General features: G+C 70.5%; 17 protein-coding genes, 2 tRNA genes and 2 pseudogenes. 7 read left to right on the top strand and 14 right to left on the bottom strand.

The window, feature by feature from the left end:
• Positions 1-805: 805 nt before the first annotated feature.
• The 4 genes from VIM19_13755 to VIM19_13740 form a co-directional block, all read right to left on the bottom strand.
• The gene (locus tag VIM19_13755; protein ID HEY5185932.1) at positions 806-1,987 is read right to left on the bottom strand and encodes a Fic family protein; all 1,182 of its coding nucleotides are present in this window, start codon (positions 1,985-1,987) and stop codon (positions 806-808) included.
• Between the two features lie 445 nt (positions 1,988-2,432).
• On the bottom strand, positions 2,433-3,941 hold the full coding sequence (locus tag VIM19_13750; protein HEY5185931.1) for a plasmid pRiA4b ORF-3 family protein: 1,509 nt from the start codon (positions 3,939-3,941) through the stop codon (positions 2,433-2,435).
• A gap of 296 nt (positions 3,942-4,237) precedes the next feature.
• Entirely contained in the window at positions 4,238-4,576 is a 339-nt protein-coding gene (locus VIM19_13745; protein ID HEY5185930.1) for a hypothetical protein, read from the bottom strand.
• A gap of 4 nt (positions 4,577-4,580) precedes the next feature.
• Positions 4,581-5,081, bottom strand: coding sequence for a DUF6398 domain-containing protein (locus VIM19_13740; GenBank protein HEY5185929.1), 501 nt, complete (start codon positions 5,079-5,081; stop codon positions 4,581-4,583).
• A gap of 186 nt (positions 5,082-5,267) precedes the next feature.
• On the opposite strand from VIM19_13740, the gene VIM19_13735 reads away from it, so the two are divergent.
• Positions 5,268-6,305, top strand: a complete 1,038-nt coding sequence (locus tag VIM19_13735; GenBank protein HEY5185928.1) for a hypothetical protein — start codon at positions 5,268-5,270, stop codon at positions 6,303-6,305.
• Positions 6,306-6,848: 543 nt separating this feature from the next.
• Here VIM19_13735 and VIM19_13730 read toward each other — a convergent pair.
• The 3 genes and pseudogenes from VIM19_13730 to mobF form a co-directional block, all read right to left on the bottom strand.
• Positions 6,849-7,220 (bottom strand): hypothetical protein, encoded by a 372-nt coding sequence (locus VIM19_13730; protein HEY5185927.1) that lies wholly within the window; start codon positions 7,218-7,220, stop codon positions 6,849-6,851.
• Positions 7,217-9,931, bottom strand: coding sequence for an AAA family ATPase (locus tag VIM19_13725; protein ID HEY5185926.1), 2,715 nt, complete (start codon positions 9,929-9,931; stop codon positions 7,217-7,219). Before VIM19_13725 ends, VIM19_13730 begins: the two co-directional genes overlap by 4 nt.
• A 44-nt stretch (positions 9,932-9,975) precedes the next feature.
• Positions 9,976-10,794 (bottom strand): annotated as a pseudogene (gene mobF, locus VIM19_13720) (MobF family relaxase).
• Between the two features lie 320 nt (positions 10,795-11,114).
• Here mobF and VIM19_13715 point away from each other — a divergent pair.
• The 3 genes from VIM19_13715 (at position 11,115) to VIM19_13705 (ending at position 17,205) form a co-directional block, all read left to right on the top strand.
• Positions 11,115-12,344, top strand: coding sequence for an IS110 family transposase (locus VIM19_13715; protein ID HEY5185925.1), 1,230 nt, complete (start codon positions 11,115-11,117; stop codon positions 12,342-12,344).
• Positions 12,345-13,032: 688 nt separating this feature from the next.
• Positions 13,033-14,394 carry a bacterial transcriptional activator domain-containing protein gene (locus VIM19_13710; GenBank protein ID HEY5185924.1) on the top strand — a complete coding sequence of 454 codons (1,362 nt, stop codon included), beginning with the start codon at positions 13,033-13,035 and terminating at the stop codon, positions 14,392-14,394.
• Between the two features lie 120 nt (positions 14,395-14,514).
• The gene (locus VIM19_13705) at positions 14,515-17,205 is read left to right on the top strand and encodes a hypothetical protein (GenBank protein ID HEY5185923.1); all 2,691 of its coding nucleotides are present in this window, start codon (positions 14,515-14,517) and stop codon (positions 17,203-17,205) included.
• Between the two features lie 83 nt (positions 17,206-17,288).
• Here the strand turns inward: VIM19_13705 and VIM19_13700 are convergent, their stop codons facing one another.
• Complete coding sequence (locus tag VIM19_13700; GenBank protein HEY5185922.1) at positions 17,289-17,846, bottom strand: lytic transglycosylase domain-containing protein; 558 nt, start codon at positions 17,844-17,846, stop codon at positions 17,289-17,291.
• 71 nt (positions 17,847-17,917) lie between these two features.
• Between VIM19_13700 and VIM19_13695 the strand changes: the two are divergent.
• Positions 17,918-18,142: pseudogene (locus VIM19_13695) on the top strand (tyrosine-type recombinase/integrase).
• A 112-nt stretch (positions 18,143-18,254) separates the two neighbouring features.
• Here VIM19_13695 and VIM19_13690 read toward each other — a convergent pair.
• A tRNA-Lys gene (locus VIM19_13690) sits at positions 18,255-18,327 on the bottom strand.
• A gap of 19 nt (positions 18,328-18,346) precedes the next feature.
• Complete coding sequence (locus VIM19_13685) at positions 18,347-18,550, bottom strand: hypothetical protein (protein HEY5185921.1); 204 nt, start codon at positions 18,548-18,550, stop codon at positions 18,347-18,349.
• A gap of 300 nt (positions 18,551-18,850) precedes the next feature.
• Here VIM19_13685 and VIM19_13680 point away from each other — a divergent pair, with 300 nt between their 5' ends.
• Positions 18,851-20,038, top strand: coding sequence for an Ig-like domain-containing protein (locus VIM19_13680; protein ID HEY5185920.1), 1,188 nt, complete (start codon positions 18,851-18,853; stop codon positions 20,036-20,038).
• A gap of 17 nt (positions 20,039-20,055) precedes the next feature.
• Here the strand turns inward: VIM19_13680 and VIM19_13675 are convergent, their stop codons facing one another.
• The 4 genes from VIM19_13675 to orn form a co-directional block, all read right to left on the bottom strand.
• Complete coding sequence (locus VIM19_13675; protein ID HEY5185919.1) at positions 20,056-20,256, bottom strand: DUF6186 family protein; 201 nt, start codon at positions 20,254-20,256, stop codon at positions 20,056-20,058.
• A complete protein-coding gene (locus tag VIM19_13670) occupies positions 20,253-20,975 on the bottom strand; it encodes a hypothetical protein (GenBank protein HEY5185918.1) in 723 nt (240 codons plus the stop codon). The genes VIM19_13675 and VIM19_13670 overlap by 4 nt, the downstream gene beginning before the upstream one ends.
• Before the next feature lie 49 nt (positions 20,976-21,024).
• Positions 21,025-21,100, bottom strand: a tRNA-His gene (locus VIM19_13665).
• A gap of 62 nt (positions 21,101-21,162) precedes the next feature.
• Entirely contained in the window at positions 21,163-21,795 is a 633-nt protein-coding gene (orn, locus tag VIM19_13660; GenBank protein ID HEY5185917.1) for an oligoribonuclease, read from the bottom strand.
• Between the two features lie 64 nt (positions 21,796-21,859).
• Here orn and VIM19_13655 point away from each other — a divergent pair, with 64 nt between their 5' ends.
• Complete coding sequence (locus tag VIM19_13655) at positions 21,860-23,242, top strand: MBL fold metallo-hydrolase (GenBank protein ID HEY5185916.1); 1,383 nt, start codon at positions 21,860-21,862, stop codon at positions 23,240-23,242.
• The last annotated feature ends 137 nt before the right edge of the window (positions 23,243-23,379 follow it).

Here is a 23,379-nt window from a genome sequence, read left to right as displayed (position 1 = left end):
ACCGGTTACTCTTCACCTACGGAGTGCCTCTTCTGTGTGGTTTCCTTGGACCTTCGCAAGCCCAAGTTTCCCTTACAGGACAGGCACTTCCGTACTTTCAGACCCCGTGTCGCGGACCTCTACATGAAGTATCGAGGCTAGACCGACGAGGACACCATGAGCCACGAGTCTGCACGCCAATTACTCCAGGAGATCGCCAACTGTCCCGAGGCACAGGTCTGCCGCGCAGGGAAGGACGACCATCCGTGTTCCGCCATCGTCGGCGTCCAACGTGAAACCCGACCCGACATGTTTCAACGACCGGAACCGTGGTCCGGGTTCCTCGACACAGCACCACTGCTGTTCATCAGCAGCAACCCCTCCCTCAGCGAGGACGAGAACTACCCGACCACCTCCTGGACAGCGGACATGGCGCCGCCTGGCTCCTCATCACGAAGGTGCCGGAGTCCGGCGAGTTCTTTGACTCGAGTCACCCCCACGATCAAGCGGGCAACCCGCGAGCAGCCACGACCGAGCGGCACTACCGCTCGGCTGACGGCGGGGGCGTCTGCCGGACATCACAGCAACCTACGAGCCGAAGTCGGGGAGGGTGAGCGAGCCGTCGTCGGGCAGCCAGATGGCGCCGCCGCACCAGCGTTCAACCCAGACGATGGACCCACTGACTCCGCTGCGCCGGAAATGGCGGACTCGAGGTCCTCGTGGTCGTCGTCTTCTTCGTGTTCTTCGTCATCGTCGTGATCGGCGCCTTCTCCAATGTTGGTTGAGCAGAGTGGGTTCGCTGGAGGGATGTTCGCGTCGGAGATCGTCAGCGAGTGGCTGCTCCGCGGCGCCCCACTCGTGCGGCGAACGCGTCGACCGCGGCAAGCACTTCCCTCGACCGCCAGGTGCGGCCCCGTCGCCTATTGCTGGTCTCGGTGAGAATGTCGGCGGCGACCAGGGTCTCAAGCGGCTTGTAGACGTTCGGCTTGGCCACACCCAGCTCGCGAGCGACTAGCTCAGCGTCGACAACGGGTTGCCCGAGGAGCAAATCGGCGATCCTCCAGGCGTGCGCACCGCGTCGAGCCTTGATGCGCGCGTCCCAGTCGGCGCGGATCGCGTGCAGCTCATCAACCAGCTGGCGCCCGTTGCTGATCGCCGCGAAGGCGGCATCGGCAAGCATCGTCACGATTCGCTCAGGGTGACCGTCCCGGTAGGCGTTCAGCGCGGCGAAGTACGCCTCGACGTCGGTCAGCAGGCCGGCGGAGACCGGCACGGTGATGCTGCGGGTCACATCCTTGCCGCGCAGCAGGGCGTGAACGAGCGCACGACCGGTGCGCCCGTTGCCATCAGGGAAGGGGTGGATCGTCTCAAACTGTGCGTGCGCAACCGCGGCCTGGGCCAGAGCGGCGATGTCGTCGCGTTCCATGAAGCGCACGAGGTCCTCGATCGCGTCGGGGACCCGACTGAACTGGGGTGGGACGAACATCGCGTGATGGGGCCCGAGATGCCCCCCACCTATCCATACCGGCTGCTGGCGCCACCGGCCGGCGATGTCGGGAGCGCTCGGGCGCATGAGAGCGTCGTGCATCTGCAGGATGGCTTGGCCGTCGAGCCGATCAGCCAGCTCGATCGCGGCTGTCATCGCGCGGGTGTTGGCCACCACCAACGCGGCGTTGCTACGACCGTGGCCGTCTGCGAGTTCCGCCTCCGCGATCGCCCGCGCCGACGCGGTGAGGTTCTCGATCTGTGAGCTTGCCGCCGACTCGGAACGCAGTAGCACCGCGTGAAACGGGGCGATGTCCGCGCCCATCTGCTGGTCGAACCGGGCTATCTCGCTGGCCGCCTCGGCCGCCGCAGCCTGCACGTCCGGAGGAAGGCGCAGTTCAACCTCCGCGATGCGCGGCACCACCGCCGCCTGATAGGGACCAGTGTGGCGACGGATCTCGCGCCGCGACGCGGTACCGACGTCGTAGTGTGCCTCCCACGGGAGCGTCTCGTAGGTGACCACGGGCCAGCGACTTGGGCTCTCACCTGGCTCGACCAAACAACCCACCTCCTTGTTATGAGATGGAGCGTATCCCATAACAAGGAGGTGGGTTGTTATGGCATTCACGGAGGGAGCAACGTGCTTCACCTTGGTCCGGGGGTCGGGCAAACAAAGGGCGCCCCGAGCGGGCGGCCAGCCCCGAGCACATAGCCCCGCGGCCCACGCCGGACCCGTCACGTCATCGCTGGCACTACTCGACATCTTCGATGTCGAGTCGGCCGCCGGCTGCGTCGTCCGCTGAGCGGCATGAGCGGGCGTTCAGCCTGGCCAGGTTCCCATGAAGGTCGGCGTCGCTGCCGTCGGCGTCAGTCGCGGCGGAAAGGGGCAGGTTCGCCCAGCGCGATTCCCGGCGGGATCGGCGCGCCTCTCTCGGCGCCTGGCGGGCGGGGGCCAAGGATCGGCGGTTTCACGGGGTGTTGATGACGCCCAGCAGGGTGGCTCGGGCCAATCGGGTGACGAGCGCGGTGTCGATGGCCCGGTGTCCGCCTGCCATTGACTCCAATGCGTCCAGCGTCGAGCGTGCGCCGCGGCGCGCATCCGAGGCGCTGAGACCGGAGCTGCTGTGGGTGCGCCAGCCGAGGTCGGTCAGCATCTGGGCCATGCCGGTGTCGAGGGTCCCGCCGGATTCTCCGGCCGCCAGGCCGAGCAGCAGGAACCATCCTGCCTGGGCCTCGAAGCCCTTGCCGAGCGGCAGTCGCTCGAGCACCGAGGCGACCAGCTCGCGGGGACGGTCTGCGACGGCGCGGGCACGAGCGGTCGGAGCCAACGTGCCCTTGGCCTTGCGCAGCAGCCCGACTTCTTGCGCGTTCTCACGAAGTGCGGCGACCGGCCAGGTGAGGTCCTCCCGGTTGGCTTTGCCGATCCACCAGTCCGTCACCCCGGCGCCCCGCGCGATCTGCTCGACCACGACCGGTGACAGGTAGCCGGCGGCCGTCAGCCTCGTCCCCGCTCCGACGGCATCCAGCACTGCCCGCCACGGCCGCGCGGCACGGCGCACGTCCTCCTCGTGCAGGTCGACGGCCAGCCGCGGATTCAAGGCCGTCAGCCAAGCGTTCGCGACCAACCACCCCTCGCCGCGCAGACGCTGCACGAGATCGGCCAGCGGCTCGGGAACGCCGTGCCAGGGCAGGTGCTCGCCACGGACCCACATCCGCATCGCCGTGGTCGCCTCGGCGGTGTCGAACGCGTCGGGGTCGTAGCCGACCGGGAGCCACTCGTAAGCGTGGTCCGCGTCCTCGAACGGTTCGGGCACCTCATCGGCGGGGGCCCCCGCACGAAGCCACGCAGCGACCGCGTGGTGTGCGTGGATCCCGCCGACATCCTCGGGCGGGCAGCCTCTCGCGCCACCTAGGCACACCGGCTCACGGTTGCCGGACGTTAGGGGGGCAAGCGACTCCAGGGTGACCCGGTGCTCCCAGCCGTCACCGAAGTCGTACAGGTAAGTCAACCGATCCCCCGGCCTGCGGAGAACCTGATCCAGCCGGACGCAGTCCTCGCGAGTGCCCTCGTCTCCTTCGTCCTCATCGAACTCCGTGACGAAATACGGCTGGTGGTAGCTCTGCCCGGCGCCGGGCTGGAAGCGGTGCAGATGCGAATCGGACCAGCCCATCGCGGCCTGGAACAGCCTGTGCACCACGTCCAGCGTGAGATCGCCCGGTAGCGACAGACGCCGCCAGGTCCTGGGCTTGGAGCCTCGCAGCTCGATGGTCAGCGTGAGCAGGCTCGGCTCCTCCGGGGGTGGCGCGAGGTCGATCTCGCGGTTGCGTTGGCCAAGCTCCCCGAGCCGCCCGAGGTGGCCGGTCAACGCGCCGCTAGCCACCTGCTGTGTCAGCGCCATGAGCTCGTCCTTGCTCAGGTTCGCGACCCAGTCCTTGAGCGCGGAAGGGTCCGTGGGTACAGGTTGCAGCTCGCTCACCCACCCAGTGAACCAGCCGAGCCGCCCGCCAGCCATCACCTGCCACTGGGTGGTCCAACCCGCACCCGCCGGGTGTCCGCGACGCGCTCGAAGGCCCCAGCGAACTCGTGTTCGTACGGTGCGGACGTCAGAGTGTTGGGGATCTGCTCGGCACACCCGTAGCCGTTCTCCCACGCGAACAGAGAGCCCGGTGACCCCGGCAGCGGACCCCGTGACGCTCAGACTCAGGTTGACGCCCTGAGTCCGCAGGCGTCGATATGACGCGGCCGCGTCGGCCGGGATAGGCGATCCGCCGCTCACAACCAGGACGGCCTCCATCCTCCTGGTACGGCGGCCGGGTGCGGCACCAAGCCAAGGCAGCGGCGGTAGGCCGCGTGAATCCATCCAGCTGCGGCGTCGGGAGCGAACACCAGCTCCGAAAGTCGCAGGTCCTGCACGACATCCGCACGGTGGCAGCGTGCGATGAGTTCCTCGCCATGCTCAGCGATGTCAATACCCACGACGTGAATGGTTGCGCCGACCACGGTGGCGGTGGTGGGGAGCGGGACCTCTTCGGTGAACGTCTCGTAGAAGGCCGTTACCTGCTCGGCGAGGGTGTCGGCGTCCACGGTGATCACCGCGACGAGGCGCTGCACTTCTTCATGGTCTGTCATCGGCGGACCCCGGGACGTAGGGAATCAGCCCGAGCTCGAACGCCTGGACCTGAAGGTGCAGGGGCGCCCGGCGGATGTCGACCACAATCCCGTCGACCTCCAGTAGCCAGGTCAATGGGCTGGCCTCAAGAAGGTCACGGCGCATGAACTGGGCGTCGAAGTGGCTCAGCTTCAGGGTGTCGCGGATCAACCGGGCTTTGTTCGCCATCGTGGTCTTCTTCACGCCCAGCCACTCGCTGAGCTGGTCGGCGGTCGCGTGCGGTGTTTGGGCGGGGTCGAACAGGAAGTTGAGCTGGCCGACGGCATAGACGACCCCCGCGGCCCAGATCCTCAGGTCGCCGCGAGTCAGCGGCGAGGGTCGCTTCCGGCCGAGCTTGCCGACGACTGCGCGACACAGGTCGGCGTACTCCACATCCAAGTGCTCCCGGCAGACGGCGTCGGTTACCGCCGCTACCTGATCGGCGTAGGGCTGGACCACGTGGGGCACGTTCACATGGTCCATTCTCGGCCCTTCCCCGCCGGCACCTGGCGATCGACTCCCGTTAGTCCATCACGCCTCGCCGGTGCCGACACCATCAAGGTTCGCGAATTGGTGTTCTCGACGCCGGCTGAGGTCTCCCTGGCTCCAGGAGCGGGCACGGGAGCGCGACGGGCGAGTGGGTAGCGTGCTGACATGGCACCGGGGCGGCTGAACCGCGACCAGTTCTTCGCCAAGCTGGCCGAGATGGACCAGGCGGATCTGAAGAAGGCGCTGTGGACCCTCTATTGGCGGGGCGCGGCGCCGCTGCGAGAGCGCATCGAGGCCATCATCGACCCACAGAGCGAAGAAGTGCGCGATCGGGCCGTGAAGTCACCGCCTGACCCGAAGCTCGTCTTGGAGGAGGTCACGCAGTTCGCCACACTGGCGCGGTCGGGTTCCTACCTTGCCGGTGATCGCCGGGTGTCGCGGCAGGAGCGGTCACGGTGGCGGCACACGTTCCGCCGACTGAGTGGGGAAGCTCAGGACGCGCTGCGAGGCGACGACGTCGAGACAGCTGCTACTGCCGTCACCGCGATGATCGATCTGGCGTGTGAGACAACGGAGCGTGACTACTTCCGCTCCGAGGATCCACTCGAGGCCGCCCGGTTCGTGGTCTCGGATGCGGTCGCGATGCTGTGGTCGCGGATGCGGGAGGTGCATAGCGCGGTCAACTTCACCGAGTCCGCGGCCGCGCAACTGATGAGGTGGGAGTCTCGCTACGGCTGGACTCGCCGGGGCGACGGCTGGGTGAGCGCACACGAGACCTCCCTTGCCAGCGTGCTCTCCCAACTCCTCGTAGTGCCCGACCTGTGGACCGAGGTTGCCCGCCACTACCTGGATGCCTTGGACCGAGTTGCCGGAGGCGGCCGTGACCAGCGGCGCGGCCGTCGGAGTCGACAGCAACGGGCCGAGGACCTGAGCGAGTGGAACGCCCTCCTGGTGGAACGTCTCGCCGGGTCGGACCATGAGGAGCTCCTCGACCGGCTTGTCGCGCATCCGGCACTGGCCGGGCCAGAACTCACGTTCCTTCAGGCCCGCCTCGCACGCGAGCGCGGCGAACTGGAGACTGCGGACACCCTGGTCCAGCGGTGCCTGACATCGTTGTCCGGTCATCCGGAGTACCGCATACTCGCCGAGGAGATCGCTGCCCACCTACCGCACCGGGGACAGAACGCAACCACGTCTGCCTGAGCGACGTCGCTTCGAGGCAGCGTCAGAGACGGGCGGAATGACGCGCCGCCTTGCCCAGTCGCGGACCACCATGAGCGCTCTCATGGGATTTTGACGACCTCGTCAGCGCGACCGGGAATCTGTCGGCCAGTTCACTCGGTAGCGGGGACAGCGAGCGAACAGAACCGTCCCTATGCACCGCCGAGTTGAGTCCTGCAGAGTGCTGTACGGGTCCCGGTCAGCGCGTCGCTGCGGTAGAGAGGGTCGGTCTTCGTTCGGTGTGGGGGCAGTCCCAGCCGGGGGTATCGCCAGGACTCTCGCCAACCGGGTTGGCGAGAGTCCCGGCGATAGGCAGGCTCCTTCGTTCGGTCGCGCCGACCGGGCTGTCGGGTGCGGCTGCGCGTGGTGGGTGGCCGACGGCCATCGCGTGAGACCTCCGGGCAGCTCGGGCCGGGGGCAGCCGATTCGGAGGGCGGGCGAACAGGGTCGCTCAGCAGGTCGAGGTAGCGATCGACGCGGTCGACGGCGTACGGGGCGCCTGCAGGGCTGCCGTTGGGTCGTGTCCTACCGGCGGTGTTCGCCGGGGCGGCAGCCGGTTCGGGCGACCCAGTCGGCGAGTCGGTGGCGGGCGAGGTCGAACTCGTGGTGCCAGGTCAGGGGTCGGTCGCCGGGGTTGGTGGCGGCGTAGGCGGTGATCCAGGCGGTGTGCAGGGCGGACAGCTCTTCGATCAGCGCCCCGTGGCGTTGCCAGCAGCCGGGGACGGTGCGGCGGTCGAGGTGGTAGCGGTCGACCAACCAGTCGATCCCGTCCTCGAGGGTGGCGAGCGCGTCGGCTGCCTCCTTGTCCGTCAGGGCGGGCCAACAGGTGGGCACCGGGGGCTGGGCTTCTTGGATCAGCCGGGTACGTGGGAGGAACTCGTCATCGGGGCTGTTCATCGGATGCTCCTGTCGTGGTCGGACTGGTCGATGGTCAGGTGGCGGGCGGCGGCGCCGGTGAGGTCGCGTGAGGCGGCCAGCACGGCGACGGCGTCCCGGCCGTCCGCGCTGTCCGGCCGGGTCGGCTCGGGAGGCAGCCAGCCCGGACGTGCGGCCACGGCCCGGGCCTGGTCGATGAGGGTGTCGACGCGGTGGCGGATGAGGGCGTCCACTGCCCGCAGGGCCTGTGGGAGTGGGCCGTGGTCGTCACCGAGCGCGAGGTTCGGGTCGTGGAGGGCGAGCCGTTCGGAGGCATCCACGCGGGTAGCGCGGTCGGCCGGGGTGACGGGGGAGTCGTCCAGCCAGGCGCTGACGCGGTGGTGCAGGACGGCGGCGAGGTCCACGGCCTGGTCCCCAGTGGCCTCGTCCTCGTGGAGGGGCCGGCTACGGATCAGCTGGGCCAGGACCCGTTCCATGGGATGGCCGGCGGCTTGTCCGTGTCGGATGGCGGTCAGGAGCGGTCCGGCGGCGGGGGAGTCGAGCACGTGCTGGGTCTGCTCGGGGGTCAGGCCGATCGCGTGTGCGAGCTGCTGCCAGGTGTGTCGGTCGTGGGCGGCGGCGTGGGCGGTGGTCTCGGTGGCGGACAGCTCGCGGCGGCTGGTGGCCAGGATCGCGGTGAGCACCTGCCGGGCGGTCGCGCCGGGCCTGGGGTCGGGGATGCCGTCGCAGTCCGGGTCGACCGGGTCGGTGGGCACGTACAGGTGGTTGGCGTGCCGGTCTCGGGTCATCGCGACGTAGTGCGCTTGGCGGGCCATGCCGGGGGTGGTGAGGATGTGCGCGGTGTCGACGGTGACGCCTTGGGCGCGGTGCGCGGTGGTGGCGTACCCGGGGTCGACGTGCTCGCGCACGTAGGCGGCGGGCAGCGTCACGGAGCCCGGCTCCTGCGGCTGGGCGGATACGCCGTGGCGGGTGGGGGTGACGGTCAGGGATCCGTCGGGGTGCATGGTGGTGACGGTCCACAGGGCTCCGTTGCGGACGGGCCCCCCGTCCGGGAGGTGTAGGCCGCGGTGGTTCTGTCGGGTGAGGACCCGGTCCCCGACCCCGGCGTGGCCGCGGACCCCGCCGGTGGTCTCGTCACCGAGCGGGATGTTGGGACCGACCACGTGGCCGAGCGCGACACGGTCCTCGTGGGCGCGCTGGTTGAGCGCGGTCACGGTGGGGGTGTCCGCGGCGATGAGCAGGGCGGACTGGCCGGTGTCGGTGTCGGCCTGCCAAGCCGAGTACGCGGCTTCGAGGATCGTCTCGGCGGGACCGTCGGTGATCCGGCCGTGGGTGGCGTACTCGTCGAGGACCGTGGGGTCGCCGGTGCGGAGCCGTCGGGTGGCGTGGGCTTCCCAGCGGTGGGTGAACCGCCACAGCGACCACAGCCGTGCCGGTTGACCGGTCTCGGCCAGGAGCCCGAACGCGCCGCCGGCGCCGATCGCGGACAGCTGGTGGTGGTCGCCGACGAGCAGCAGCTTCGCCCCGGCGGACTGGGCGTGGCCGCGGAGCCGGTCCAGGTCGAGGGTGGCCGCCAGGGACGCCTCGTCGACGATGACCAGCTGGTTGGGTTGGAACCGGTAGCCGGCCTGGTCCCGGTCCAGGACGGCGATCGCGGTGCGCAGCTGCCGGACCCGCGGGTAGTCGTTGGCTGCGGCGGCTTGGGGGAGGGCGGCGCGCAGGCCGGTGGTGACGGCGGCGCGGTGCGCGGCGCAGGGCCCGTCGGCTTCGTGCAGCCATTTGGCGGTGTTCTCACACGGGATGGACAGCGCGGTGGCGAGTTCGGCGGCGGCTGTCGCAGAGGGGGCGAGGCCGACCACGGAGCCGCGGCCGTGGACGGTCTCCCAGGCGGCCCGGATCGCGACCAGGGTGGTGGTCTTGCCGGTGCCGGCCGGGCCGACGAGCACGTCGACGGCCCGCCCGGAGGTGCAGGTCTCGAGGACGGCGTGCACCTGATCCTCGGCGAGGCGCACTGGGCGGTCGCCGCGCCGGGCGGGGGGCTGCGGGGTGGTCGCGAGGCGGTGGGCGATGTGCTCGGGCACGGTCGGTGCGTCGAGCGTCGCGTGCGCGTCGAGGAGGCGGGTCTCGGCGGCCAGCAGCCACGGATCGGTGAAGCGGTGCTCGTCCGGGCGGGCGAACACACTCGTGCCGTCCGGGCGGGTGAACCCCTCCACCACCGGCACCGGATCCACCGGCTCCAGGGACGCGCTGCGGGCCAGGGCAGCGGCGGTGACCCGGTCCAGTAGCGCGACCCGGTCCCCGGCGCTGGCCATCCGCAGGCCGCGGGTGACCCGGGCGGCCTCCGCCCGGACGTTCCACACCGTCCACGTCGAGCGCCGCTCCAGCAGCCCGTGCACGACCAGGGCGCCCAGCCGGTCGACGGTGGCGGGGCTGACCTGGTCGTGCCGCAGCGCCGTGCCGGGCCGGTTCCGGACGGCCTGCTCGGTTATGGCGGCAGGGTCGCGGCCGGTAAGCCGGCGGGCCCGGTCGGCCCAGCGGGCCAGCAGCTCCCGCAGCGGGTGCGCCGTCTTGGCCGGGCGGGAGGCGAGGGTGGCCTGCTGGCGCAGCTTCACCACCTCGACCCGGCTGGGCGGCCGGGCATGGCGGGTGGTGAAGTCGGCCACGGCGGTGCGCAGCGCCGTGTCGATGGCGCCCGCCCGGGTGGAGAACGCGGACAGCAGCCGGTCGTCCAACCCCTGGATCTCGAACGCGGGGTGCGGCGCTCCCCGCGCGACCGCCACCCCCACCGGACCGGCAGCCGGCGGGCGAGCTGGTCGGCGAGCAGGTCGTCATACAGCTCACTGACGGCGACGGCGGCGTGGTGCAGCGCCCGGGAGTCCACCGACCGCCACTTCCCGTCCGGTCCTTGCACCTTGTTCGCGATCACGACGTGGGTGTGCAGGTTCGGGTCGCCGGTGCGGGTGTCCCAGTGGTCGAACGCCGCCGCCAGCATCCCCCGCGTGGTCACCTGCGCGACCCCGGCCGATCCGGTGCGGGTCCGGAGCACGGTCGCCTGCACATACGCCAGGGTGTCGTCGCCCGCGGCGCGGTGCGCGTCGGCGACGGCCCGCTGCGTCGCGGGGTCCGCGAGGGCCCACAGCACGCTGGCGGACTTCGGCACGGTGAACGTGAAGTCGAGCCCGGCGACCGCCTTCGGCCCCGACCGCGCCGCCTCCGTCTCCTGGATCTGGGTGACCATCGCGGCCCGCCGCTCCGGGGGTAGGTCGTCGGGGAGGGCGGAGGTCTTCGCGGCGACCCGCTCCGCCAGCGGACGGAAGACGGGGTAGGCCCGGCCGAGGGGTTCGCGGTGCACCGGGTCCCGGCCGGCGCCGAAGAGCGCGGCCATCTGCTCCTCGGTCACCACCGACCCGGCGAGGATCCGCCCGGCCGCGTCACTGCCCAGCCCGCCCAGTCCCGCGCCGACCCACCGGCCGGGCGGGTAGCCGGACCCGGCGTAGTACGCCGTCAACGGCGTGGAGGCGTCGCGGGCCACGTCGCCGCTGGCGGTAGGCCGCAGCAGGTAGGTGTAGCCGGCGCCGGCGGACAGCCGGCGCATCGACATCACCGCCGGCCCCGGCGGTGCGTGGGGGAGTGCATGCCCTAGAAGTGCCCGCCGAAACGGCAGCGGGCCGGGTGGTTCCACCCTCGGGTGCCAGACGAGTCACGGTCGCGATCTTGATCGCTTGGTTGTTGGGATGAGAATGGTGGGGCCGCTCGGCGACGCCGCTTTTACTCTGGTGCCTGTGAGCCCGTAGACGAGTCCGGTGCGGGGATCTCGGGCGTGTCGGATTGTTGCCGTGAGCACGTGGGTCTGTGTCCATCGCAGAGGTCCCTCCGAGTGGCGTGTGGTTCAACGCTGAAACGGAGGTGGTCGGGATGGATGTGCTGTTCGACCGGGTCGCGGGCATCGATGTGGGCAAGGCGACGGTGACGGTGTGCGTGCGGACGCCGGGTACGGGTCGTAAGCGGAACTCGGAGACGCGGACGTTTCGGACGATGACGCGGTCGCTGGTGGTGATGGCGGACTGGCTCGAGGAGTGCGGGGTGACGCTGGCGGCGATGGAGTCGACCGCGACGTACTGGAAGCCGGTGTTCTACTGCTTGGAGGAGCGGATGGAGTGCTGGCTGCTCAACGCCGCTCACATGAAGGCGGTCCCGGGTCGCAAGACCGATGTGAAGGACGCGGAGTGGATCGCGCAGCTGCTGGAGCACGGTCTGGTCAGCCCGTCGTTCGTGCCCCCTCCGCAGATCCGGCAGCTGCGGAACCTGACCCGCTACCGGTCCCAGCTGATGGGTGACCGGACCCGGGACGCGGGACGTTTGGAGAAGCTGCTCGAGGACGCCTCGATCAAGCTGTCGGCGGTGGCGTCGAACATCACCGGGACCTCCTCGCGGGAGATGCTCGCGGCCCTGGTGGCCGGCGAGCGTGACCCGGCGGTGATGGCCGATCTGGCGCACAGCACCCTGCGGCGGAAGATCCCCGACTTGACCGAGGCGTTGATCGGCCGGTTCGACGAGCACCACGCGGTGCTGGTCGGTGCGCTGCTGACCCGGCTGGAGCACACCGAGGCCGCGTTGCGTCAGATCGACGCCGAGCTCGCGGTCCGGATGATGCCCTACGCCCGTCAGCTCGAGCTGCTGCAGACCATCCCCGGCGTCGGGGTCGTGACCGCGCAGGTGTTCATCGCCGAGACCGGTGGGGACATGACCCGATTCGGGTCGCCCGAGCAGCTGTCCGCGTGGGTCGGGGTCGCGCCCGCGGTGCACGAGTCGGCCGGCAAGCGCACCCCCGCGGGATCCCGGCGCGGCAACAAGTGGCTCTGCTCGATGCTGGTCGAGGCCGCCAACTCCGCGTCCCGGACCAAGAACACCTACCTCGCGTCCCAGTTCAAGCGGATCGCGTCCCGGCGAGGACAGGGCCGCGCCGCGGTCGCGGTCGCGCACTCCATGCTCGTGTCGGCCTACTGGATGCTCGAACGCGACGAGCCCTACCAGGACCTCGGCCCCGACTGGCTCACGAAGCGCAACGACGAGGCGCACGCACGACGCCTGGTCGCCCAGCTCGAACGACTCGGTCACACCGTCGTCCTCGACCCCGCCGCCTGACACAAGAACCGCGGAAACCCTTCCGGGGTGGCTCATCCGGGCTACGCCCGGATGCTGTCGCGCCGTGGTTGAGGTCATTCTCGGGTCAGTAATGCGACCTGGGTGGTGATCTTGTCGGTCTGGCCCGGGCGGGACGGGCACTTCTTCGGTGGGCGGCCATCCCGGTGTCCACAGATCCGGCGTCGACGGTGGCCGGTCATACGGGACGACGGCACCGTCGAACAGGACGGGAACGGCAACCGGATCGGGAGATGCGCGGTGACGGTGGAATCGTGGGAAGTCACGGCGGGACGGGTCGTGGACCGCCTGGGCGTCGGGTTGGACGCGTTGTGGGCGGTGCTGTTCGCCGCGCAGACCGCCGCGCTGCTGCTGTCGCTGGCCGGCCCGCTGGTCGACGAACAGCCACTGTCGACGGTGGCGTTGGATCTGGCGGAGGCGGTCGAGGAGCTCGAGTGGGCCTGCCCTGAGCTGGCCGCGAACGGTGTGGGCTTGGACCTGGTGCCGATCCCCGACGGGGACCTGGACGAGGGCCGGGCCGGGCTGGCCGGGCTGCTCCGGGTCGCCCTGGACGTGGCGACCGGGCTGCTGCGTGACCCCGAGCGGCCGCTGGACACCGCGGAGCTGCTCGCGGTGTCCCGGGTGGTCACCTGCTGGGCACCGCGCACGTCGGCACCACCGGGCAGCTGCCGTGACCACCCCGAGCACCCGGGAGATCCGGACCGTGTTCGGGGAGCTGGCCCGGGACACCGCCGAGCAGCTCGCCGCCGGGGTCGGCACCGTCACCGTCACGCCGTTCGACACCCGGGCGCAGGCCGTGACCACAGTGGCCGCCTACCGCGACCTTGCCCACTCGCTGGCCCGGGCCGGCAGCCAGCTCCTCGGCCCGGCCGAGCGGATCGCCGGGCTGCGGCACGCCACCCGCCCCGACCTGACCGACATCGCGATGCTGCACCTCGTCGACGACCTGCACCGACTCGGCCACCCCCGCCCCTTCACACCGCGCCCTCCGGCCCACGGGGCCGGCGCCGCCTGGGCGGAGGCGTCGCGCACCGCCGCCGCACGAACCCCACCGCCCCCCGCGAGCGACGAGCCGCCGATCCCGGCTACGCCCGGCCCGACGGTCACAACCGGCCCCCGGCTGGTCATCACCGAACCGCCCGAGCCGGCCGGGCCAACCGGGTTGTTACCCGAGCCCGCCGGGGAACCCGCCACGGAGGATCCGCCGCCCGCCGACGAGCTCGACGCGGCGGTCGCCGCGTTCCTCGACCCCACCGACACCACCGTGCCCAAGGTCGCCGTCATGGGCCCCGTGCAGGTCCACGCGCCCGGTGAGATCGACCCGGAGCGGGTCGCGGTCGTCACCGAGCTGATCGTCTACCTGGCCACCCGCCCCGGGCGGACGGTCAGTGCCGCCGCGCTCGATGACGTCGTCTGGCCGAACAAGGCGGTGCGGCTGTCCACCCGCAACGAGGCCATCAGCCGGGCCCGCAACTGGCTGGGCGCCGACGCCGAGGGCGACCCGCACCTGCGGCGCGGCTCGGACGGCACGGTGAGCCTGGGTAGCAGGGTGCTCGTCGACTGGGACCTGTTCACCGACCTGACCGCGCGCGGTCTGGCCGCCAACGGTGAGGGCCACCGTGACCTGGCCACCGCGCTGAGCCTGGTCCGCGGGCAGCCGTTCGCCCACGTCCCCCCGCGCCGGTACGGGTGGCTGCCCGAGACCTACCTCGAGCAGGACATCGCCGCCGCCGTGGTTGACACCGCGCACCGGCTGGCGACCCAGCGGCTCGCCGCGGGCGACCCGAAGGGCGCACGCCACGCCGCCCGCCAGGCGCAGCTCATCGACCGCTACGACGAACGTCCCTGGCGCGACCTGCTCCTCGCCGAGCAACACCTCGGCAACCGCGGCGCCATCCGCACCCTGGTCGAGGACCTCACCACCACCCTCGAGGTCGACGTCGACGACGACCTGACCGAGGAGACCCAGCAGCTGATCCAGCAGCTGACAGCCGAGGGGGCGCTGCCGTCACGATCCCGTAGCGCTCCCTGACTGTCGTGCCCGGGTGCGTCGGCGCCGAGCCTGTTGACCGCTGGCCGGATGCAGGCTCAGACTCTCAGCGACTGGTCCATCGGCCGGCAGGCCGGATCCCCTTGGTGAAATGGGGAGAAGATGTTCATCGGCGTCCAGTTCTCCGCCCGCACCCTCGGCGCGCTCTTCGGCGAAGGACTCAAGCGCGTGGACCTCTGCGTGACCGACCAGTTCGATGGGTATGTCGTCGACCACATCGACATCGATCCGATAACCAGCTTCGGGTCGGGCAGCGCCTTCGTCGCGCAGATCCCGGTGAACGGCATCCCGACCACGCACCTCGTCCCGACCCACGCCGTGGCGTACAGCCAGGCCGTCACCGTGCACCTCGTCACGGTCTCCGACCTGGAGGCCAACGGCGACCAGCCGACGCCCACGCTGGCGCTACCGCTGACCGTCACGTTCGACCTGACGTTCGACGTGTCCGGCAGCGGCACCGCCCTCACGCTCTCCTACCAATCGGTGTCTTCGCTGGTCTCCGACCCGCGCATCGCCGCGCTCGACCCGGTGCTGCGCAATCACCTGCCCCCGCAGACCGAGGCGCTCGACCTGGTCTCGCTCGTGAGCGCACTGGGCGTCACCGGCTCACCGGTGGTTGCCGGCGCAGCCGTCAGTGGCGACGGCAGCCTGGTGGAGTTCCGGCTGGAGCTCAGCGACGTGGCGGCCTCGGGCAACCTCGTCTCGTGGGAAGGCTTCTTCACCGAGGGCCCCGACCCCGACTTCACCAAGAGCCATGAATGGGCGGTGTGGGTCAGCGTCGACGGCCTCGAGTCGTCCATGAAGAAGCTCTTCACCGACGGTCTGAAAGCCAACAGCGCCTCGTTCTCCCTGGTCAGCGAGGTCGACGTGGCGTGGCAGCCGGGTGAGCCACCGAGCCTGGTTGTCACGTTCAACGGCAACGCCATCGACGCCTGCACCTGCTTCTGGAGCAAGATCGACGTGAACGTCGACGTGACGATCACGATCACGTTCTCGATCGACAGCGGACAGATCCGCTATGACATCCACGTCGACCACAGCTCCAACGGCCTCCAGCTGTTCTGCTGTGAGATCACCAGCGCCTTGTTCTGGCCGTTCGTGGGCGCGGTGATGCTGGCCGACAAGGACATCGACGTGGGGGAGTACGTCGGGGGTTGGCTCGCCGGGCCGTTGGGCGTGTTCATCGCCGCCGTCGTCGCGGCGAGCACCCAGTCCACCCAGATCCCGACCAGCTCGCTCCAGGGGACCTGCACCAAGGACGACGACAGCCACCTGCACTGTCTCGTGCCGTTCCCCAGCGGTGCGACGCCGACACCGCCGTGCGGACCGCCATCCATCGAGGACCGCATACCGTCGGAGCTCTACGGGACGCCGGCCGGAGTGGTGCTGCCGGGCGCGCTCGTCATCGCCGGCGAGGATCCCATTCGGACCGCGTCGCAGGCCACGCTGAACTGTGCAGTGAACGACTTCGTTTGGCAGTTCCCGGCGCCGACCTGCTCGGGCATCGACGGGGAGCTGACGATGTCGGCCTCCGTCGTCCTCAGCGGGACCGGGGACCTCCCGATCCTCTTCTGCTCTGCGGTGGCGATCGGCGACAACGCCGCGGACTACCAGCCGCTGATCGCGGTGACCTACTCCTACTGCCCGATGGTGATCACGGTCCATGTTGACGTGCCGGTCGGGACACCGCTGAACGGCCCGTGCGAGCTGCTGGTCCAGACGACCGGCGGAGCGCGGGTCCTGACCCTGCACCCAGCTCCGGCACCGTCGCCGGATGACGTCGCCGCCTTCGACAAGGCCGTGCTCGCGTGGCGGCTGGACCACTGCTACACCCTGCTCGACCCGTGGTACCGGCTGTTCCACCGCTTCAACCCCAAGTGGCTGGTCGACCCGCCGAGTGAGGGGATCGACCCCGAGCGGGTGTCGCACGTGTGGGAGGTCGCGATCGCCGGTGCCGTCCGCGGCGACACGGTCGCCTTGACCGGTCTCGGCGGCGAGCAGCTCGACGCGGCGGTGGTGGACGCTGCGGGCGTGGCCCGGCTCTCGGCCGTGACCCCGCCCCTGATGCTCGGTGCGGGCGCCGCTGCGGTGGGGCTGGTCTCCGCTGCGACCGGCGAGGCGACGGCTGGTGCGTCCACGCCGCGCGCCCCGGCTGGGGCGGGGGCGGAACTGTCGATCCACCGCCTGCGATCCGGTGCCGCCACCGACAGCGGTGAGCCGTTCGCCATCCAGATGATGATCAAGCAGATCCTGGTGGTTGAGCAGGCGCAGCTACTGATCGGGCGGCGCCCGATCGCGCTGGCCCTGGTCTCTGAGCGGGGTCAGCGGATGTTGCTCGTCGCCTTCAGCGGAGGCGTGAACGCGTACGAGTTGTCCAACGCCGCGGCACCCCGCTTGATCGGTCAGCAGTTGGGTGACGTGCACGGGGCCCGGCGGCTGTCGGGGAATCGGTTGGTGACGTGGGACGACCGGGGGATCAACGCGTTCGACGCCCGGGCAGTGCGCCGGGTGCTCGAGTTGGACGGCGTCCGCGACGTGCGGGCCGGGGGCGGTGGACGCTGCTGGGTCGCCACGGACTCACACGTCCACGTGCTCGACGAGGACTGGCGGGTCAGCGACTGCTTCGAGGTTGGCGGCCACCAGGACGACCCGGCGCTGGCCAGCCCGGCGGCGCCGACCTCGTCCGTTCGGGCACCGTTCGGCGAGAGCGCGCACAGCCGTTTCGGCCTGGTCGCGCGGATCGACACCGACAGGATCAGTCTCGGCGTGATCGCCGGCACCCGCACCCTGTGACGACGGCTGGGCGAAGGCACGGATCAGTGCCTGTCGCCACTGGTCGTGCGAACCTCGCGGGCAGGGGCCCCAATGCTGCGGGGTCAGGGTGAGGGGCTGGCCGGGTGTGCCACGCCGCCTGGGAAGGGGGGAGTGGCCGCGGCGCGGTAGGCGGCGGCCTGGTCGAGTACCTGGGTGACGTACCAGTCGGCGTGGTTGTAGCGGAAGATCGCACCGCGTAGCCGGCGGGGGTCGCCGGCGCCGTTGGCGCACAGGTAGTGGGCGGCACCGTAGATGGCGTCGATGGGGTTGTACCGGTCGGCGACGCCGTACGCGGCCCAGGTGGCGGCGAGGAACTGCATGGGTCCGCCGGCCCCGGCGTTGTTCTGCCCGCTGTGCACGCCGGGGAGGGTGGAGCGGCCGTGGTTGCTTTCGATCTTGCCGATGGCGGCGAGGACGGTCCAGTCCAGCCCGGGGCAGGTCGCCGCGGCTGAGGCGTACACCCCGACCAGGTCGGGCGGGATGTCCGCGACGGCGACGCCCGCGTCCGGCGGGCGGTTCGGCGGTGGTGGCGTGGCGGCGGTGACGGCGGTGACCGCCCCGGCCAGGACGCCGAGCACGACCACGGGCGCGGCGACGAGTGTGGCGAGGACGACACGCATCCGGGCACCTCTTCAGGGGGCGGGGGAGCGCACCGGGCTGGCTGATCCGCGCGACGCGATCCGGGACACCGGTGACCCGGCACTTCGCCGAGCTCACCGCCGCGGCCGACCTGCCGCCGATCCGGCTGCACGACGTGCGCCACGGCGCCGCCACCCTCGCCCTGGCCGCCGGGGCCGACCTGAAGACCGTCTCGGAGATGCTCGGACACTCCAGCATCGTGATCACCGCGGACACCTACACGTCCGTGCTGCCCGAGCACGCCAGAGCGGCCGCGGAATCCGCGGCCGCTCTGATCGCCGGCTCTCGTACGACCGGTATCGAAAACTCTGCACCTATTTTGCACCCATACAAGATCCAAAACGCCGGCAGCGATGCCCCCGAAGAGGCATCGCTGCAGGTCAGACGGGTGCGCCGCCAGGGACTCGAACCCCGAACCCGCGGATTAAGAGTCCGCTGCTCTGCCAGTTGAGCTAGCGGCGCATCGAGCGGTCGAAGATTATCAGCCTCCGGCGGCGGCCGGGAAACCCCCCCCGACTTCGTCGGTCCGCGCGTCGGCAGCCTCTCGTCGGACGTCGTCGGCGATCGCCTCGGCGGTGTAGATCTCCCGTGAGGTCGGCCCGGCCGGGTCGAGGAGATCGCACAGCAAGGTGATCGGTACGCCGTCAGCCAGCCACTCCATGACGTGGTGTCGGAACTGAATCACACTGGTGTCATTCGGCAGCCCATGTGGGCACCTTGAGCCCATCGCGGCGCCAAGAGCAACCGACTTTGTCGGAAATGTCCGGCGCCACTTGGTGGCCTAGAGGACCACCTCAACCTACTCTTGAGGCCCGCACGCCGCCGTGCATGCGGATTCAAGGTGCCGACCGGTTCGTCCGACGGGACGAGCAGCCACGCACCGCGACGGCTGACCCCGTCGCATCCGGGGGCAGGGAGGTGGATCGGCATGTGGGTAGTCCGCGGTGCGCGGCGACCGGGTGTGGCCCTGTCAGCAGCGTTGGCGGTGACGTTGCTGGCCGCCTGCCAGGCGGGCAACGGCGCTGCGACGGCGGGCGGCGGTGGTGCCAACCAGTCGGCGACGCCTGCTCCCTCGCTCGTCATCCCGTCCCCGGTCTCCTTCCAGACCCCGCTCAAGGTCACCGTGGACTCCGGATCGCTCGCAGCCATGCAGGTCAGCCAGCACGGCACCGGCACCACGCTGCCCGGCGCGGTCGATACCGGCGGCACCGCGTGGGTCAGTTCGATGCCGCCCGTCCCGGGGGAGACCTACGACGTTGTCGCCACCCTGCGGAGCACGCAGGGGAAGACCCAGCCCACGACGTCGAGCTTCACCGTCGCGACCATCCCGACCGACCAGCGGCTGCGGTTGACCATGTACCCCAATGAGGGCGATGTCGTCGGCGTCGGTGCCCCCATCGTCATCCGGTTCGACCAGAAGGTGACCGATCGTGCCGCGGTGGAGAGCTCCTTCCTGATGAGCAGCACGACTCCCGTGGTCGGTTCCTGGCACTGGGTCAACGACCGTGAGGTGCACTTCCGTCCCGAGCAGTACTGGCCGACGGGCACCAAGGTGGCCGTCCGACTGGGGCTCAACGGCGTCCAGGCAGGCCCCGACCTGTGGGGTGCTCGAACCTACGAGCTCGGCTTCACGGTCGGCGACTCCCACATCGCCTACGTGGACGCCGCCAAGCACACCCTCACCCCCACGGTGAACGGCAAGGCCATCGCCGTCTGGCCGACCAGCCTCGGTCGTCCCGAGTTCGCCACCCGCAACGGCACCTACGTGGTGCTGTCCAAGGACCGGTCTCTGCGCATGACCTCGTGCAGCGCGCAGATCACCTGCGACAAGAACAACCCGAACTACTACGACCTCACGGTCGACTTCGATGTCCGGCTGACCTGGAGCGGCACCTTCGTGCACTCGGCGCCATGGTCGGTCGGCAACCAGGGCTTCGCCAACGTCTCGCACGGGTGCGTCAACCTCAGTGCCGCCCACGGGCAGATCTTCTTCGACCAGTCCCGCTACGGGGACGTCGTCATCGTCAAGAACTCCAGCCGGCCGGCCACCGACCTCGTCCGGTCCGGTGACCCTGGCATGGCCGACTGGAACATCTCCTGGTCGCAGTACGTCGCGGCGTCCGCGCTCAAGCAGGAAGTGACGACGACCCCCCTGGCGACGCAGCAGGGCTGACGGAGCAGACTCGCGCGTCAACGGGCGAAGAAGTGCAGCCCCACCCACGCCCAGCCGGTCAGCACTCCGATGCGCCCCGCTCGGCTGCGCATGATGTGGGCCACCACTTGGCCCAGTGACGGGACCCGTGAGCCGCCCCGCGCGGCGACCACCTGCAGACCGACTGCGACGCCGACCAGGAGCAGGTAGCCGGCCATGGTCGCGTCGTGCCAGGTCATGAGGTGCCTCTGCCCGGGTCGGCCGGCGCGCGGTTGAGCAGCCACCAGCCCATCCCCAGCCAGCCGGCGAGGGCCACCGAGCGGCCCAGATGTGTGGCGAGCACCGGGTCCATGAGGAAGCTGATGGTGGGGTGCGCCTCGGAGCTGACCCGCAGGGTGGGCTGCTGCAGCAGGGCGGACAGCTCCCAGAGCCCGGCCGCGACGAACACCGCAGTCCAGGCGCGGACACCCACCGGGTCGGGTGGGCTTAGGAGCCGCGCCGGCCGCAGAGGTCCTTGCCAGCCGACGATGAGAGCGGCTGATGCGGGCAGCAGGATGGTCATGGTGGCTGGCCATGAGTACCGGGTGAACGTGCCGGCCGCGACCGCGTACGCAGCCAGGCTCGCCATGGCCCCGAGCGCGAGCCAGCGTCCGCGAGACGGTGGTGAGGGCGGCCCCAGCAGGGGGATCGCAGCCGGAGGGGCGATCCCGCGAGACTGGCGGGCGGCATCCCGCCCGACGGCAGCGGCGACCGAACCGAGCAGGACGGCGTGGATCCAGTTGTCCGAGATCCCGTCGAAGAACGCCGCGAGGCCGAGGATCCACACCAGCGGGTCTCGCGTGCCGGCTCGAAGGTCGACCCACAGGCTCAGTGGCGAACCGCGGTCGACCGCAGCAGTCGACTCGGACACGGTCAGGTCGTCGCGGTCGTCCGGCTCGGGGATTGGCATCGGCAGCACCAGCTCTCACCTGTGTCAGAGGCTCGTGCATTCGAGGCTAGCGCGGCATTGGGGTGAGTGACGGGACTCGAACCCGCGACCACCTGGACCACAACCAGGTGCTCTACCAACTGAGCTACACCCACCATGGCTGCCTGGGGCAGCCGCAGAAGTGTACCCGGAAGGACGACCCGTCCTCAGCCCCCGGTCACGTCTGCACCACGCCCGGCTGGGTGGCCGGGGGCTGGCCGTAACGCGCGGCGATCGCCCGGGACGTTGTCGTGTCCGGTCCGGGGTGCGGCACGAAGATCGCCTCCCGGTAGTAGCGCAGCTCGTCGATGCTCTCCAGGATGTCGGCGAGCGCGCGGTGCCCGCCGTGCTTCTCCGGGGAGTTGTAGTAGGCGCGCGGGTACCAACGTCGCGCCAGCTCCTTGACCGAGGACACGTCGACCAGCCGGTAGTGCAGGTGAGCGTCCAGCGCGGGCAGGTCGCGGGTGATGAACCCGCGGTCGGTGTACACCGAGCTGCCGGCCAGCGGCGCCTTCCCGGGCTCCGGCACGAACTGGCGCACGTACGCCAGCACCTCCGCCTCGGCCTCCTCGAGCGTCGCCCCGTCGGGCAGCTCGTCCAGCAGCCCGGAGGTCGTGTGCATGGTGCGGACGATGTCGACCATCTGCTCCACCGCGCCGTCCGGCGGACGGATCACGACGTCGACACCCTCGCCGAGAACTGTGAGGTCGGCGTCGGTGACGACGACAGCGATCTCGATCAGAGCGTCCCGCTCGAGGTCGAGGCCGGTCATCTCGCAGTCGATCCACACCAGGTGTCCACCGTTGGCCATGCCTCGACTCTAGGGGGACCTCCGGCACTGGGCCGTACCGGCTCCCCGGCGGTTGCCTGGAAACGTGGGCATCTCAACGACATTGACGTTCCTCGGGGCCACCGGAACGGTGACCGGCAGCCGGTTCCTCGTCGAGACGAGCTCGGCCCGAGTGCTCGTCGACTGCGGGCTGTACCAGGGGCTGCGGGAGCTGCGACGGCGTAACTGGGAGCCGTTCCCCGTCGAGCCCGCGTCGATCGACGCCGTCGTTCTGACCCACGCCCACCTGGACCACTGCGGCTACCTGCCACGGCTGGTCCGGGACGGGTTCGCAGGTCCCACTTTCGTGACCGAGTCGACCGGCCAGCTCACCTCCGTCGTGCTGCGGGACAGCGCCCGGCTGCAGGAGGAGGACGCGCGCTTCGCCGCCGAGAAGGGCTTCTCGAAGCACAGCCGTCCGCTGCCGCTCTACGACTCCCAGGACGCCGAACGCGCGATCGCGACGCTGCGCACCGTCGAGTACGAGGCGGAGGTCGAGGTCGCGAGCGGCGTGTCGGTGGTGCTGCGGCCGTCTGGGCACATCCTCGGAGGGGCCATCGTGGAGCTGCGCGCCGACGGGCGCACCGCCGTCTTCTCCGGCGACCTCGGCCGGCCTTCGCACCCACTGCTTCGGCCCCCGGCGCTCTCTGCCGGCGCTGACGTGCTCGTGCTGGAGTCCACGTACGGCGACCGTGTGCACGCGCCTCGGACGTCCGCCCTGCCGGACGCGATCCGGCGCACCGTGCGGTGCGGCGGCGTGGTCCTCATCCCCGCGTTCGCGGTGGACCGCACCGAGGTGGTGCTCATGGAGCTGAAGCGGCTGATGGAGTCCGGGGCCATTCCCCGAGTCCCCGTGTTCGTCGACAGCCCGATGGCTCTGGCGGCGCTGGAGATCTACCGGGCGGCGGTCCGCAACGGGAACCCCGGCATCCGGTCGGGCCTCGATCGTGCCGGCGACCTGTTTGACCCGGGTGACCTACGCGAGGCCCGAACTGTCGAGGAGTCCAAGCGGCTGAACGATCCGCAGCACCCGTGCATCATCGTGTCGGCGTCCGGGATGGGCACCGGCGGCCGGGTGGTTCACCACCTGGCCGGCCTGCTGCCGGACCCGCGCAACACTGTGGTGCTCGCCGGCTATCAAGCGGTTGGCACCCGCGGGCGTGACCTGCTCGAGGGCGCCTCCCAGCTGAAGATGCATGGCCGGTACGTCCCGGTCCGCGCCGACATCGTGGACTGCTCGGAGTTCTCGGTCCACGCGGACGCCGACGAGCTGGTGCGCTGGGCCACGTCGTCGCCGAGGGTGCCTTGGGTCTGCTATCTGGTCCACGGCGAGGAGGGTGCCTCGGAGGCGCTGGCCGCCCGGCTGCAGGAGGAGCTGGGCTGGGTGGCGGTGGTCCCCCGTCCCGGCGAGCGGGTACGGCTCGGCTAGTACTACAGCCGCATTTACTTTGATCTTAGTCGGCGTGTCGGCTTGAGTTGCTGATCGTTTCCCGGATCTTGGGCCGGGTGGCTGATGATGTCGGGGGGGCGGACGTCGAGGTGTGGGCGTGGGGGCTGGGTGAGGTC

The organism is Actinomycetes bacterium, from assembly GCA_036510875.1.
Lineage (GTDB): Bacteria > Actinomycetota > Actinomycetes > Prado026 > Prado026 > DATCDE01.
Note: the sequence above shows the minus strand (reverse complement) of the source record. Positions and strands in the feature narration are given on the sequence as shown.

Excerpts from the sequence above, each read along its gene's own strand:
- VIM19_13735 (HEY5185928.1), top strand. The coding sequence starts at position 5,268 with ATGGCACCGGGGCGGCTGAACCGCGACCAGTTCTTCGCCAAGCTGGCC.
- VIM19_13730 (HEY5185927.1), bottom strand. The coding sequence starts at position 7,220 with ATGAACAGCCCCGATGACGAGTTCCTCCCACGTACCCGGCTGATCCAA.
- VIM19_13715 (HEY5185925.1), top strand. The coding sequence starts at position 11,115 with ATGGATGTGCTGTTCGACCGGGTCGCGGGCATCGATGTGGGCAAGGCG.
- VIM19_13705 (HEY5185923.1), top strand. The coding sequence starts at position 14,515 with ATGTTCATCGGCGTCCAGTTCTCCGCCCGCACCCTCGGCGCGCTCTTC.
- VIM19_13700 (HEY5185922.1), bottom strand. The coding sequence starts at position 17,846 with ATGCGTGTCGTCCTCGCCACACTCGTCGCCGCGCCCGTGGTCGTGCTC.
- VIM19_13675 (HEY5185919.1), bottom strand. The coding sequence starts at position 20,256 with ATGACCTGGCACGACGCGACCATGGCCGGCTACCTGCTCCTGGTCGGC.
- orn (HEY5185917.1), bottom strand. The coding sequence starts at position 21,795 with ATGGCCAACGGTGGACACCTGGTGTGGATCGACTGCGAGATGACCGGC.